General features: G+C 47.8%; 13 protein-coding genes. 4 read left to right on the top strand and 9 right to left on the bottom strand.

What is annotated here, in order from left to right; translation table 11 throughout:
* Positions 1–3: 3 nt before the first annotated feature.
* Together ABEW32_RS18755 and ABEW32_RS18750 are read right to left on the bottom strand one after the other, a co-directional pair.
* Positions 4–1,164, bottom strand: a complete 1,161-nt coding sequence (locus ABEW32_RS18755) for a rhamnogalacturonan acetylesterase (RefSeq protein WP_430190534.1) — start codon at positions 1,162–1,164, stop codon at positions 4–6.
* A 176-nt stretch (positions 1,165–1,340) separates the two neighbouring features.
* Positions 1,341–1,763, bottom strand: coding sequence for a hypothetical protein (locus ABEW32_RS18750; RefSeq protein ID WP_430190531.1), 423 nt, complete (start codon positions 1,761–1,763; stop codon positions 1,341–1,343).
* 167 nt (positions 1,764–1,930) lie between these two features.
* On the opposite strand from ABEW32_RS18750, the gene ABEW32_RS18745 reads away from it, so the two are divergent.
* The 4 genes from ABEW32_RS18745 to ABEW32_RS18730 all read left to right on the top strand — a co-directional run bounded on the left by ABEW32_RS18745 (position 1,931) and on the right by ABEW32_RS18730 (position 5,599).
* Positions 1,931–2,356 carry a CHRD domain-containing protein gene (locus ABEW32_RS18745; protein ID WP_430190528.1) on the top strand — a complete coding sequence of 142 codons (426 nt, stop codon included), beginning with the start codon at positions 1,931–1,933 and terminating at the stop codon, positions 2,354–2,356.
* 195 nt (positions 2,357–2,551) lie between these two features.
* On the top strand, positions 2,552–3,727 hold the full coding sequence (locus ABEW32_RS18740) for an acyltransferase (RefSeq protein ID WP_430190579.1): 1,176 nt from the start codon (positions 2,552–2,554) through the stop codon (positions 3,725–3,727).
* Positions 3,728–3,775: 48 nt separating this feature from the next.
* Positions 3,776–4,477, top strand: coding sequence for a response regulator transcription factor (locus tag ABEW32_RS18735; protein ID WP_430190526.1), 702 nt, complete (start codon positions 3,776–3,778; stop codon positions 4,475–4,477).
* Positions 4,478–4,492: 15 nt separating this feature from the next.
* The gene (locus ABEW32_RS18730; RefSeq protein WP_430190524.1) at positions 4,493–5,599 is read left to right on the top strand and encodes a sensor histidine kinase; all 1,107 of its coding nucleotides are present in this window, start codon (positions 4,493–4,495) and stop codon (positions 5,597–5,599) included.
* 15 nt (positions 5,600–5,614) lie between these two features.
* On the opposite strand, the gene ABEW32_RS18725 is transcribed toward ABEW32_RS18730, so the two are convergent.
* The 7 genes from ABEW32_RS18725 to ABEW32_RS18695 form a co-directional block, all read right to left on the bottom strand.
* On the bottom strand, positions 5,615–6,370 hold the full coding sequence (locus tag ABEW32_RS18725) for a LutC/YkgG family protein (protein WP_430190576.1): 756 nt from the start codon (positions 6,368–6,370) through the stop codon (positions 5,615–5,617).
* On the bottom strand, positions 6,363–7,883 hold the full coding sequence (locus ABEW32_RS18720; protein WP_430190521.1) for a LutB/LldF family L-lactate oxidation iron-sulfur protein: 1,521 nt from the start codon (positions 7,881–7,883) through the stop codon (positions 6,363–6,365). Before ABEW32_RS18720 ends, ABEW32_RS18725 begins: the two co-directional genes overlap by 8 nt.
* A complete protein-coding gene (locus tag ABEW32_RS18715; RefSeq protein ID WP_430190518.1) occupies positions 7,880–8,608 on the bottom strand; it encodes a (Fe-S)-binding protein in 729 nt (242 codons plus the stop codon). The genes ABEW32_RS18720 and ABEW32_RS18715 overlap by 4 nt, the downstream gene beginning before the upstream one ends.
* 209 nt (positions 8,609–8,817) lie before the next feature.
* A complete protein-coding gene (locus tag ABEW32_RS18710) occupies positions 8,818–9,576 on the bottom strand; it encodes a DeoR/GlpR family DNA-binding transcription regulator (protein ID WP_013370978.1) in 759 nt (252 codons plus the stop codon).
* Between the two features lie 20 nt (positions 9,577–9,596).
* Positions 9,597–11,072, bottom strand: coding sequence for a rhamnulokinase (gene rhaB / locus ABEW32_RS18705; RefSeq protein WP_430190516.1), 1,476 nt, complete (start codon positions 11,070–11,072; stop codon positions 9,597–9,599).
* Positions 11,069–12,289: an L-rhamnose isomerase gene (gene rhaI, locus ABEW32_RS18700; protein ID WP_430190514.1), complete on the bottom strand. Its 1,221-nt coding sequence runs from the start codon at positions 12,287–12,289 to the stop codon at positions 11,069–11,071. The genes rhaB and rhaI overlap by 4 nt, the downstream gene beginning before the upstream one ends.
* 295 nt (positions 12,290–12,584) lie before the next feature.
* Positions 12,585–14,654, bottom strand: coding sequence for a bifunctional aldolase/short-chain dehydrogenase (locus ABEW32_RS18695; protein WP_430190512.1), 2,070 nt, complete (start codon positions 14,652–14,654; stop codon positions 12,585–12,587).
* Positions 14,655–14,892 lie beyond the last annotated feature (238 nt).

Raw genomic sequence — 14,892 nt, 5'->3', positions numbered from 1 at the left:
AATTTAGAATCCACTCAGGCCCTGTCTTTTTAAATCCTGTGCTACCAATCGCGCCAGTTCTCTTGCACCGGCATGGTTTGGATGCAGTGTATCACCGTTCATATACAGGGCCAGTGTAGCTTCTTTGCCAATAGAGGTGAAATAAGCCGAGCTGAGAACATTCAGATCCACTAAAGGCGTTTGTTCCTCTTGAGCCAGCGCCAATATAGCGCTTCTATACCATCTGTTTTCTGCGTTGTGTACATTGTTAGCATTAAAATCAGTGGCTCGGCCTTGCGGTGTTGACAGGATTACCGTCGCCCCCTTAGCCTTCACCTGCCGGATCATATCCCGCATCCAGTCCTTAAACTCTGCTTCGCTTTCGTTATGCTTTGGATTGGTGTCATTTATGCCTAATTGGAGAATAAAATAATCCCCCGGCTTAATATATTGAACGATTGCCTCCAACTGGCCGTCCTGATGAAAGCCTCTGGCAATTTGGCCCCCTGACGCCATGTTGCGGATTTGAAAAGTATTTGTGTTTACAAACTCTGGCAGCAGTTGACCCCAGCCCGCCTGCACGCTGCTATCTAACGGATAATAGTTACATACCGTAGAATCCCCGCCGATATAAATCGTGCGATTCGTAACCGGATTGCTAGACAAATGCCTGATTTCCAGTGCACTGAGGGTGAAGGATGCGCCCTCTTTGCCCTCAGTAACCAGCAGATTTAGCTGTCCGTCTGTCACGGGGATTTGAAAGCGATCCTTTGCCCCATTTCCCGTCATATTTATGACCTGATATACCCCTTCAGCTGCAATACTCGAACGTGAGGTATCTCCTAAAGTAACCGATACCTCATACAAACCTGGAGGAAGATCGACGTCAAAAGTATTTTTGCTTTTTGTACCTGTAGCCAAGAATTGTACGGCATCACTTGCCACTCCAGTCCCCGATGCATTGACATTACGCATATTCTCAGGAGTACGAAAGCCATAGCCACGTGCTGAGTCATAGGACAGCGAAGCGCTCACTCCGGTATAACCCGCTTCGACCGCACCCCCGCCAAAATCAAACTTGTACTCGCCAGTGGATGCATGTACCGGAGTAGCTATACCCAGCCCTGGCGCACCACATAAAAAAGCTGCTAAAAGCATACCAGTCAATCCTTTTTTCCACTTCATTCTTTATTCCTCCTCCAGATTTTTATAATTGAGCGAAGCAAAGAATATATTTTGTAAGCGCATACATAAAATTCTACCAATAGTTGCACGGTTGTACCTATGTAATTCTTATGCAAATAGAACAGCTTCGCAGTTCCAACTGCGAAGCTTTATAAATTAGCTTCAAGATTACTACATTAATCTGAAACAAGAATACCGTCAAAGCTCTCTGGACCTACACGTATTGTTCCCAACAGGTTAGAAGAAACAAAAGCTGTATAAACCAATTGTGGTGAAATCGGCGGGTTAAAGTCATCGGCCGAGAACGCAATTACCTGTGGAGCTAATAAACTCAAATTAAAAGTAGATGTAGCCGAATAAACAACAGGGTCAGTTATGAGCGTACCTCTTACGATAGTGATCGTAATTCCGGCTAAAGCAAGCGGAAGCTGAAGTGAAATGGTTCCTTTAAGCAGAACCCGTGGCGTACCTGTAGTTCCCTGTGTGTTTAATCCGATCTGCCCGAACAATTGAGGCGTATTTAAAAGAGTAATCGGAATGGCAATAGAGTTGGCTGTTGAAGCATTCTGGGATGTTCTCCCATCAATAAATGTTCCCATAGAATCTCCCCCCTCTCTACCAGATACTCATAGACTATGAAAAAATTCATTTTACGCTTGGACTAAATCACTTGTAAAACACACAACTTCTGATGAATAGGCGAATGTGCAGCCCTTTCTCTGTCCATGTGAATACACTAAATCAACACTGGGAAAGGAGGGACGTAATGTCCAATAAGTTTAGAGCCACGTTGAGGGGGGCTAATGAAGTGCCTCCTGTCAGAACAAATGCGACAGGAACTGCGGAATTTCATTACCGTCCGTCAAGCCAGCAATTAAGCTTTGAGCTGACGGTTCGCAATATTTCACGAGTAACTGAAGCGCACATTCATCTGGGACGAAGAGGTGAAAACGGACCGATTGTTGCTACCCTATTTGGTCCTTCAAAGTTTGGGATAACAGTAAAAAGAGGCGTCGTTAGTGGTGTACTACGTGCATGTGATCTTACTGGTCCGCTCAAAAGCAGAACCATTTATGATTTGGTGTGCCAAATCAGAGAGGGCAACGCCTACGTCAACGTCCGCACAATCCGTCATCCGAACGGCGCCATTCGTGGACAAATTAGACGCGCACCTATCAAACGTTGCAAATAAAAATGAACATGAGTATAAAAAAGAACTTCCATGCCGCTCATTTTGAGCCTATGGAAGTTCTTTTTTATTCTTAACAAAAGTTAAGAAGTTCATAAGCGGTTCTTAAGCCACTCCCTTTCAGGTTGTTAAGAACTTTGTCTTTTAATAGAAAGAGTTCAACAAGATATAGTTCACTACTGAAAGGAAATGAAAATTATGAAGCCTACGACCAAAGAAAAAATTCCCGAATTGCAGTTGGTCAGAGCCATGGCGATTCTAGCCGTCCTAATGGTACATGCCACGTCTTACGCAACGGTCCAGCTTACAAATTCCAGCCTTTATGTTGTGTATAATGCGCTCAATGTGTTGATGAAGTATGGTACTCCTGTATTTATCGCGCTTAGCAGTATGGTGCTGTTCTACAACTATAAGGATCGTCCACTGGGACGACAGCTCTTAAAACGCTTTTATAAGCAGAGATTGCTGTACATCCTCTTGCCTTATGTCATGTTCTCTCTTTTTTATTTCATTCTGTCCCTTATGGCTGGAAGTACCGAACCATGGAGTATACCTACACTGGCGGAAAGTTTTGCTCTGGAGCTGGCCACAGGCAAAGCGTACACCCATTTATATTATATTTTTATTATGATGCAATTTTATCTTGTATTTCCATGCGCACTGTGGCTGTTCCAGCGTTATCGGCAATTTCCACAATGGTCTATTGTCATTGGGCTGTTGGTACAGTGGGCATTTATTATTAGCAATAAATATCTCTTTCAGGTTCAAAATAAAGGCAGCTGGGCGCTGTCCTATGTGGCCTGCTATATGCTGGGCGCAGCCCTCGGTTACTACTATCCCCAGCTTCGAACTTGGTTTCTGATGCGTAAAGGGGAACGAAGTCTTGCTGGCGTGCTGACATGGATCGCAATTTGGGCTTTATGGCTGATTTCAGCTACCATTCATGTCTATATGTGGTACGAAAATAGATTATATGGAGCCTCATACAATTCGCTCGTTTTTGAACTTATGTATAACATGTACAGCCTGTCTAGTACGCTGGTATTACTACAGATTTCCTTTTTAATGTATAGAAGGCAACATTCCTTTGTCATTCGCAAGCTGGAACGTCTGGGCACACTATCTTTTGGTGTCTATCTGATACACCCGTTCTTCCTGCTTCTGTATCGGCAATTTTCACCACACATCGGCTCAGCGCAGCTTATTCATGTGTGGTACGCTGGAGGTTTTTTCTGCGCACTTCTTTGCTCTTGGCTCGTCGTGTCGGTCATCACCCGCTTCCTGCCATTCGCGTGGATTTTGTTCGGTCAACTACCAGCCAGCAAGCGACCTGAGATCAGTGTCCATAGCCTCCACCCTCAAAAAAGTATATAATACGCCCATATTGTATACAGCTGGAAAGAACAGAAAGGGTGCAAAATCATGCATAACGGAACCATTTTATTAGTAGACGATGAACCTGAGATTATTAAGCTCATGCAAATTTATTTAGAAAATGAAGGCTATCGCTTGCTCATGGCACGCGACGGACTCGAAGCGCTGGAGCAGGTTAATCGGGAACAGATAGATGTAATGGTGCTGGATGTGATGATGCCCAACATGGACGGGATTGAAGCCTGCATGAAAATCAGGGAAACCGAGCATTTTCCAATTATTATGTTGTCTGCAAAGGGACAAGATATGGACAAAATCACAGGACTTAGCGTTGGAGCCGATGATTATGTTACCAAGCCGTTCAGTCCGCTGGAGTTGGTAGCACGCATCAAATCCCAGCTGCGTAGAGTACGGAAGTATACCCAATCCTCACCTGCTTTGGAGCATGAAATGGTGCTGGATGAACTCTCCATTAACGCTGTTACGCATGAGGTTACTCTTGCTGGAGAATCCATTAAGCTGACTCCGCGTGAATTCGCCATTGTTGAGCTGTTGGCTCGACACCGGGGTCAAGTGCTAAGCATGGAGCAGATTTATGAAAAGGTCTGGAAGGAGCAATATCTGGAATCCAACAACACGCTAATGGTTCATGTGCGTAAAATTCGCGAGAAAATTGAGACAGATCCGAGAAAACCTAAATACCTGAAAACGGTGTGGGGCATCGGCTATAAAATGGATAAATTCGATTAATGGAGGACTTGCATCTTGAAGGCAAAACGATACGACACGCTGGGATGGAAGCTGGCAGCCCTTAGCCTTGCCGCCTTCACTTTAACTGGGTTGATTTTAATGGTGTTTTATTATGGAGCGTCTTTGCTGTTATGGCTGAATCCGTCCCGTTCATTTTTTGGCACCCGGCTGATCCGCTGGACCGTAAATCACATTGGTTCCTCCCTAATCATGCTGGTGTGCGGGCTGCCTTTATATATTTATTTCTTTTTCCTTTTTACCAAAAATACGATTGGCTATCTACGCGAGATTACGACAGGGATGCAGAATTTCGCGGACGGAAATCTATCCTATTCGATTCCGGTATCCTCCGCGGATGAGCTGGCAACCTTGGCGAAAAATATGAACACCATGGCAGACAAGCTCCGTCTCTCACTAGAAGAAGAACGGGCTTCTGCCAAAGTAAAAAATGACCTAATCACTGGCGTATCCCACGATCTTCGCACCCCGCTAACATCCGTGATCGGCTTTTTGGAGTATATCGAAACCGATCGTTACCGGGACGAAATTGAGCTGCGCTACTATGTGAATATTGCTTATGAAAAATCGCTGACGCTTAAAAAGCTGATCGACGAGTTGTTTGAATACACGCGTGTGAGTGGTGGCAGCCTGCCGTTGGAACTGGAGCCTGTAGACCTCGGCAAATTGCTCACTCAGCTTGCTGAGGAATTTGTGCCCTCACTGGAACAGGCGGACATGTCTTATCATGTCCGAATCGTTGAGCCTGTTCGGATTTTGGCCGACACGGACGAGCTGGTACGCCTGTATGAAAATTTATTTTCCAATGCGATTCGATATGGAAAGGAGGGCAAGCGTCTCGATATCACGATAGGACGTGAAGGCGATGAAGCGATAGTGATCTGCACCAACTACGGTACCCCGATTCCACCGGAAGATGTCCCACATCTGTTTGAACGATTTTACAGAGTAGACAAATCACGCTCCAAGGAAACCGGAGGTACCGGGCTGGGCCTTGCCATTACCAAAAGCATTACCGAGCTACACAATGGCCACATTTCGGTTAGGAGCAATCGCAGACAAACGGATTTCGAAACCCGTTTTCCGATTTATCGCGCCCGTTAGACGGGCAGTATAACGCTAACCAATCAACAACGTATAAACGATACCCGGTCCATGTACACCAATCGTCAAATCGTTTTCAATATCCGACGAGCGGCTCGGTCCAGTAATAAAATGAATGCCTGCGGGCAATTGCTCTCGCCCGGCTTCGTCAAAGCGGCTTAAAATCTCGCCCAGTCGTGTTCGCAGACGCTCCACTGGCAGGAGAATGATCAGCACGGTCGGCAGTAGACTAACCGAGCGCCCCTTCTCCGGCGAGGATAGCACTGCTACCGAGCCGGTGTAGGCGGCTGCCTCATCGGCTATAACGATGCCGATATCGGCCTCCGCGGCGCGTGCCTTCCAGTCTTCGGCTGGATCGGTGTTCCACACCGACAGTCGGACTTCCGGCAGCGCTGCTTCCAACTGGAGCGCATCCAGATCCGGCTCATTCTGCCGGATGATATAGGCCGCTCCCAGTTCTTGCGCTTTGCGTGCGATCCAGTCTGCCGTTTCCTTCAGATCCGGCAGACGCACCACATGTCCGCCAACACTTGTAAAGTTGGCGGTAAACTCCTCGATGCGCTGCTCCGCGCTCCATTCGAATTCGTGCCAAAACGCAGGTGCACCGCGAAACGGCTGCATCGGTGGCTCTGTCTGTCGCGGACGCTTGAGCCGGGCCGCAATGCCCTCCATAAAGCGCGCCTGCTTAACACGGGATTCTGCCTGCATGTGATGAAGCCACGCTTCATGCTCCGCTTTTGCTTGCGCAGAAGAATTACGCTGTTCACTCATGCTGCGTCCCTCCTTTACTTCTATCCGCCAAGATCGCCTCCATTCGACTGAGAATGTCCGGATGCATGACCTTGCGTTCCTGCTCCAGCTCTCGCTCCAGTGTGTTCCAATGCTGGCGGAAGGATTTTTTTGCCAGACTCGGGGCCACACGATACGTATTCCAGCCTTTTAAGGGACCAAGCTTAAGGGGAATTTCTCCCTTACGAACCACCGCTTTCTGTGCGATCTGCCCGAGTCTGATCGCCGTAGCGAATCGCTTCGAGCTGGAAACTACCGCCGCAAAACCTTTCATCCCGATCGTCTCCAGCTTATCCCCTTGTCCCGCCTCCACCTTGCGCCTACGCAAATAAACCAGCATTTCATGCAGTGGTATTTTGACCGGACAGGCTTCATAACACGCTCCACACAGACTGGACGCACTCGCAATATCGTTCCACTCTTCAATGTTGCCGTGAAGAGCAGGCGTAAGCACTGCACCGATAGGGCCGCTATATGTCCCGCCATACGCGTGTCCCCCAATGTGCCGGTACACCGGACAAGCGTTCAGACAAGCGCCGCAGCGAATGCAATTTAACAGCTCCTGAAACTCAGGATTGCCTAGCTGAAGCGAACGCCCGTTATCTACGATGATGATATGCATTTCCTCCGGTCCATCGGCATCCTGGCTGCGCCGGGGTCCTGAAATACCGGACATATACATCGTCAGCTTTTGTCCAGTAGCGGAGTGTGGCAGCAATGTAGCCATCACCTCCAAATCTGTCCAGGATGGAATAATCCGCTCCATACCCATCAGGGTGATTTGCGTTCTGGGCAGAGTGGAAACCATACGTGCGTTGCCTTCATTTTCGAACAGGACCATGGAACCCGTCTCGGCAATGGCAAAATTACAGCCTGTCATGCCAATATCCGCTTCTAGAAATTTTTCACGCAGCTTTTTGCGGACAAAGCCCGCCAAAATTGTCGTATCTGCGGACAACTCCTCCCCCGCTTCTTTGGACAGCAGTTCGGCAATTTGATAGCGGTTTTTGTGAATTGCTGGAATGACGATATGGGACGGTGCCTCTCCTGCCAGTTGAATAATATACTCACCGAGGTCACTTTCAATCGTCTCGATCTCTGCACCTTCCAGCGCCTGGTTCAAATGCAGCTCCTCCGACACCATCGACTTGGATTTGACGACAGAACGGGCTTGATTATGCTCAGCAATATCCAATGTAATGCGCACAGCATCCACTGCGGTAGCGGCAAAATGGATATGCACCCCGTTGGCACGGGCATTTTCTACAAACAGATTTAGGTAATAGTCCAGATGGGCAATGGTATGAAGCCGAATTTGACGCCCCCGCTCACGCCATTCCTCCCAATTTCCATGCTGCTCTGAGGCTATTCGCTTGCCATTACGTAGCCGTTCGGTAGTGAAACGAACGGCATTCCGCAAAAAATCATCATTCAGAGCCAGCTCTGCACGTTTTTTGACCTTTTGGTTCATAGTGTGTGTATGTACAGCGGTCATGCATGCTTCACCCCTTCGTACAACAGCTCTGCTAGATGCATCACCCGAACGGGCTCTTTCCGATATCTGAGATTACCCGCGATGTTCATCAAGCAGGCCATGTCCAGTCCGACCAGTACCTCAGCTTCCGTCTCCCTGATATGATCTACTTTTTCAGTCACCATCGCTCCCGAAATATCAGGCATTTTCACCGCAAAAGTACCACCAAACCCACAACAGTCCTCAGCAAAAGGAAGCGGCACTAATTGCAAATCCTTTACGCTGCCAAGCAGCTTCATTGGCTCCTCCTTTACGCCGAGCAAACGTGTTCCATGACAAGACGGATGATAGGTTACCGTATGCGGAAAAGACGCGCCCACATCGGTCACGCCAAGCACCTGTACCATAAATTGTGTAAACTCATACGTCTTTTGCTCCAGCCTCCGTGCTGAATCCAGCCACTCAGGCTCATCCTTAAACAATTCCGGATAATGATGAATCATATATGTGCAGGAACCAGAAGGTGCTACGACAAAATCGCTGTCATTAAACGCTTTCAAAATCGTTTTTGCCGCAGCCCTTGCTTCATCCCAATAGCCGCTGTTATAGGACGGCTGCCCGCAGCATGTCTGTACCTTGGGAAATTCCAGCTCGACACCATATCTGGCAAGCAAGCGGGCCATCGCTTCCCCTACCTTGGGATAAATGGCATCACTCAGGCAGGTAATAAATAAAGATACCTTCATACGACACACCCCTTCCGTCCATGGAATAGCTATTACTGAAAATATATTTACCTAAAAGCTTTCCAAAGGAAAGCTCTCTACGCAAGCATAAGCTTGCAGTGGAATCCTCACCTATAGGTGTTTTACATTATCAAAGAATCCCACTGTAACAGCGATCGTAAGATCAAATGAAACGCAGAGCGGCCTTTTCCCCTCCCAAACTGCATCCTTTACACAATCGTAACCGGAATGGACAGCTCTGCGAGTTGACTGCGAATCGGGTCCGACAACCGTGAATCTGTAATAATTTCGGACACTTGCGACAAGTTCACGACATGAGTAAACGCCTGCTGCCCGAATTTGCTCGCATCCGCCAATAAAATCACGCGATCCGCAATGCTGACCATTTTCTGCTTCAAACGAGCCTGCAACTCATTCGATTCACTAATGCCGCGATCCAGATGAACTCCCTGACTTGAAAAAAACAGCTTATCTACGTAATAAGTTTCTAATGAACGCTCTGCGAGAGGACCCACGAACGACAGTGAACGTTGAAGCAACTGGCCTCCCGTCGAAATGACCTCGATTTTTTCCTTACCCGCCAGCTCTGTTGCTACCCGAATCGAATTCGTTAGTATGGTTAAAGGGATATCCGGCAGACTGGAAGCCATATACCAGGCAGTCGTACTGGCATCTAATAAAATGCGATCATGCGGCTGAATCTGCTTGACCGCTTCCTCGGCAATCCGGCGCTTTTCCTCTGCGTTCATAATTTCCCGTACCGCATAGGGTGTTTCAGGCTGCTCGTTTTTGACACTAACCGCTCCCCCATGCGAACGGCGCAGTCGTCCCGCCTGCTCCAGACGATCCAGATCGCGTCGGATCGTTTCTTCCGTTACTTTACACAGCTCACTCAATTCGGACACCCGGATGCTTCCTCTTTCATTCACGAGCTGTACAATCATTTCATATCTTTCTGCGACCAGCATGGCAATCTCACTCCACATCTTTAATATACAAAAAGTCCTGTCACCCGCCGGAACTGCCCGTAGGCATCCTCCCACGCTTCTGATTCAGCAGGTTCATATTCCTCTACGGTAAGAGAATCCGCAATGACCCGGCGTGCTTCCCATATATCGGAGAACTTTCCCTGTGTCATCCATTGTACCGCAAGATTGCCGATTGCGCTCGCTTCTGCGGGTCCCGCCCACACCAGTTTTTGAATCGAATTGGCCGTCCATTGGCACAGCAAGCGATTCTGAATCCCTCCGCCGACCATATGCAAACCATTAAACTGCTGTCCTGACACCCGTTCTGTAAGCTCCAAAATGTAGCGATACTTTAACGCCAAACTTTCTAGAATGCAGCGCGTAATCTCTCCTGGCGTATCTGGCAATGGCTGCCCAGTATTGCGGCAGTATTGGCGTATGCGTGTTTTCATATCCCCGGCATGCAAAAACAGTTCATCATCCGGGTCAATCAAACAAGTGAAGGCTGGCACCTGCTCTGCCATATGAACCAATTCAGGAAAGGAATAGGAGTTTCCCTGCCGCTCCCACTCTCTGCGCGCCTCCTGTAGAAGCCACAGTCCCATGATATTTTTTAGCAGCCTGTAGGTCCGACCTACGCCGCCTTCATTTGTAAAATTAAATCGAAGCGTATCATCATTGATTACTGGCTGTGCGGTCTCCGTTCCCATCAGGGACCATGTTCCGCAGATCAAGTACGCAAAGGACCGCTCCAGCGCAGGCACGGCAGCCACTGCTGATCCTGTGTCATGCTCTGCTACTGCAATCACAGGAATCGCTTCAATGCCCAGATCCGTCATGACCGATGAACGGATGGTGCCGGCAACACTTCCTGGCTCCAGTACCTCTCCAAACCAAGAGCGGGGAATGTTGATTCCCGACAAAAGCTCGTCATCCCATTTTTGCTGTAATGGATGATATAACTGCGTACTGGTTGCATTTGAAAATTCATGATACATTTCACCTGTCAGAAAATACCGCAGCAAATCGGGAATCATCAGGAAATGTTCTGCCTGTTCCAACAAGGGTGATCTTGCATTTCGCATAGCAGCCAGCTGATAAATCGTATTGAACGTCAAAAACTGAATGCCTGTGCGCTGAAAAATAAAGTCTTTTCCCAGCCGTTCCTGTACTTCTTCCATTACTCCATGGGTGTGCCAATCCCGATAGTGATAAGGGTTGCCCAACAATTCGCCGGTTTCTCCAATCAGTCCAAAATCGACCGCCCAGGAGTCAATCGCCAGGCTGGATGGATTCACCCCCATATGCTTGGCTTTGAGCAATCCCTGCTGAACCTCGTGATAGAGACGCAGTATGTCCCAGTGCAGGCGCTCCCCAACCTTGACCGGATCATTGGAAAAGCGATGGATTTCCTCCACCACGATACGTGAATCGGTCAATTTCCCGAGCAAAACCCTGCCGCTGCTTGCCCCCAAATCATATGCGAGGATGCTCACCAGCTCGCACCACCTTTTCCTCTTTGCAAAATCTGCGTACCATACTCAGACGCCAAGTAGGCTTTCATTGGGTCTGCTGGTAATCCTTGCTCTTCACGGATCGCCTTGAGCAACGGTGCCACATCAAACTCAAACGCTTGACGTACGGCATTTTCCGCACCCAGCACATCCTGACGGCTTGCCGCTTCCTCCACTTCTGCATGATTGATCAAGAGTGCCTTTGCATATTGAGTTTGCACATTCAGCACCGAGCGAATCATGGCCGGAATTTTGGATTCGATATTATGTGACTGATCGATCAAATAAGCAATTTTATCGACAGTATGACGGATATCTGCATCGACATCCTGAGCTGCGTTCAAAATCTGGTAAAAGATTAAAAACAGCTCATACGGATTGGCGGTACCCACGATCAAATCATCGTCCGCATATTTATAACTATTAAAATGAAAGCCTCCCAGTCGTTTCTCATCAATTAGGAACGCAACAATATGCTCCACGTTGGCCCCCGGCAGATGATGCCCTGTATCCACCAGCACCTGTGCCTGCGGCCCCAACTTGGTCGCGTAATGGTACGCCATGCCCCAATCGGCAATATCCGTATGATAAAAAGCTGGCTCAAACGCCTTGTATTCAATCAGCATGCGCATATCCGGCGTGAGCGCCTTATACATTTCACGAAGCGCCTCCAGCATCCAATTTTTGCGTTTGCGAATGTCCCCCTGACCGGGATAATTCGTCCCGTCTGCGAACCATAAGCTAAAATCGTTGGAGCCCGTTTCCTTTGCAATATCCACGCATTCCAACAAGTGGTTGATAGCTTTACGACGGATTGCCGAATCTACATTGGTAACGCTTCCGAGCATGTAGTCCTCATCTTGAAACAGATTGGGATTTACAGCCCCTATCTTTAGGCCGAGACTTTCGGCATGACTACGAAGCTTACTGTAATCGTCCACTTTATCCCACGGGATGTGAATAGCAACGGACGGACACAAACCTGTCACGGAATGAACCTGTGCAGCATCCTCCAGCTTTTCGAACGGATCACGCGGCACGCCCGTTTTCTGAAAGACCTTAAACCGTGTACCTGAGTCTCCATATCCCCAGGAGGGTGTTTCTATATTAAGTGATTTCAGCCTTGACTTTACTTGCTCCAGGTCAATGCCTCGTTGTTGCTGTTGTTCCTCAAATAAGCCGTACGCTTTGTCACTCATCGTGGTTCCTCCTTGGAAAATGAAGTGAGTTATGGGAGGCCGCTCCGCTGCTGACCACCCATAAAGTCATTTCTAATTTAAAGTGTTAGTGTATATAAAAGGATGCAAACACGTAAATGGGTGTTTTTACTTATTTACGTGTTTCCAAGAGTATTTCACACTCCTTCAGAACTATGGGTTTGTGGCGATTTGTGGTGATTAATGAAATGGATTAATACATTAAACTAGCGTTATAACCCAAAGTATTGAGTCGTTGAAATGAGTCTATCGCTTACAGAGGTTCATTTAAATTTGGCTAGCGTGTAAACGCTGCTGGGACGCCGCCGTCGATAGTCAGCATACAGCCTGTCGTTTTCTCTGCCTTGGATGAGGCAAAAAAGGCGATGCCCTCTGCGATATCCTGCGGGTAAATGTTGACCAGCAGCGTCGTTCGCTTGCGGTAATGCTCCTCCAGCTGGTCTGGCTCGATGCCGTAGGCAGCGGCGCGTTCATTGCGCCAATTGGAGTTCCAGATTGCCGAGCCTTGCAAAATCGCATCCGGCAAAATCGTATTCACGCGGATACCGTATTCGCCGCCTTCTGCGGCAATACAGCGGGCTAGATGCGCTTCCAGTGCCTTGACCGAGCTGTAGGCCGTTACATTTTTACCCGCGTAGACTGAGTTTTTGGAGCCGACGAACACCATGCTGCCGCCAATTGTCTGTTCCTTCATCAGCTTGAATGCTTCGCGTGCGACCAAAAAATAACCTGTTCCCAACACATTTACATTTAAATTCCACTCTTTTAATGATGTCTCATCGAACGGACTGGATGTAGCAAGCCCTGCATTGTTAACGATGACATCTACACCACCATAGGTTAACGCTGTTTCGGCATAAGCAGCCTGAATCTGCTCCTCCTGTGTTACATCCATTTTCACAGCAATTGCACGGTTTTCACCGTAGCTGCTATTGATGTCTGCAGCTACCTTTTGCGCACCTTCCAGATTGAGATCTGCCAATACAACATGCGCACCTTCATCTACCAAACGCCGTGCGGTTGCACTGCCGATTCCGCCTGCACCGCCTGTAATGAACGCAATTTTGCGTGAGAATTCCGCTTCTGCCGGCGCAAGGGACAGCTTATAAAGCTCCAGCGGCCAGTATTCCACGTTGTAAGATTCATTTTCACTAAGCGAAACAAACTCTCCTAACGCCGTTGCTCCTCGCATGACAGCAATTGCACGATGATACAAGGCGCCGCTCACCTGCGCATTGCTCCAGCTTTTGCCTGTGTTGATCATACCTACGCCCGGAATCAGGATTACACGCGGCGCTGCTTCAAATCTCACGTCTCCTTCATGTTGATTGCGCTCGAAATAAGCTTGATACTGCTCCTTATAGGCTGCTATACCCTCGGCTAGCTTAACTTTCAGCCCCTCTACATCCTCCATATCCGGTACCCAATCTACATAAAGCGGTTTCATTTTGGTATGAACCAGATGATCCGGACACGCTGCTCCGATCTGGGATAAAGCGGCAGAATCCCGGCCGTTCACAAACTCCAATACATCTTCCGCGTCATCAAAAGTAAGGATCATCTTTTTCTCATCACTGACTGCCCCCCGGACGGATGGCATGACCTGGGACAGCATGCTGCGGCGCTCCTGCGAGGTAAGCGCTTTATATTTTACGCCTCCAAACGCCTGCTTTTCCTCTTGGCGAGCTTTAATATAACTTTCTGCTTCTTGGATGATTTCAATCGTTTTGGCATATGCCGCTTCGGATGTATCTCCCCACGTAACCAAGCCATGCTTTTCCATCAGTACCAACTCAGCTTGTGGGTAATCGAGTACTCCTTGTGCTATCATTTTCGACAGCTTAAAGCCAGGACGGATATAAGGTACCCATACAAAACGTTCACCGAAAATTTCCTTAGCGATTTCCTTGCCGTTATGCGCACAGCATAAGCTGATGATCGCATCTGGATGTGTATGATCGACATGCTTAAACGGCAAAAATGCGTGTAGCAATGTCTCAATTGAAGCTCGCGGATGCTTAGCATCTATCATACAGTTCGCCAAATATGCGACCATATCCTCGTCAGACATATCATCCCGTTCAAACAGTGGACGAATATCCTCCATACGAAGCCCTGTAAAGTTATACGCTTTCATTGTTGCCAGATCGGAACCGCTCCCCTTAACGTACATCACTTCTACTTCACGCCCGCGAAAATCTTGTATCGTCGTTTTGGCCGAAGTGTTCCCACCTCCCCAGTTGCACACGCTCCTATCTGTGCCAATCAGGTTAGAACGATATACGAGTTGTCCCAGCGTGCTTTTCTGCTCAGATGCTTGTGAAGAATTCCATAGACTTTGTACCATAGGAAAAAGACCTCCAAGTTCTGTTTTTGTTTTGAATTGTTTTATTAAGGTGGATATTTTTATTTATGGAGACTATAACACTTTTGTTTAAATTTGAAAATATAAAATACAAAAATAATCAAAAATAAATTTTAATTTTATCCATCTTTAAAATGAATATATTCATCTACAAAACGATTTCCACGCACACAATAAAGGCTGTGTCAGAATCGGTTATAAAAACCTCTCCGGCACAGCC

It is taken from the genome of Paenibacillus jamilae, from assembly GCF_050482105.1.
Lineage (GTDB): Bacteria > Bacillota > Bacilli > Paenibacillales > Paenibacillaceae > Paenibacillus > Paenibacillus jamilae_B.
This window is presented reverse-complemented; position numbering and strand designations above follow the sequence as displayed.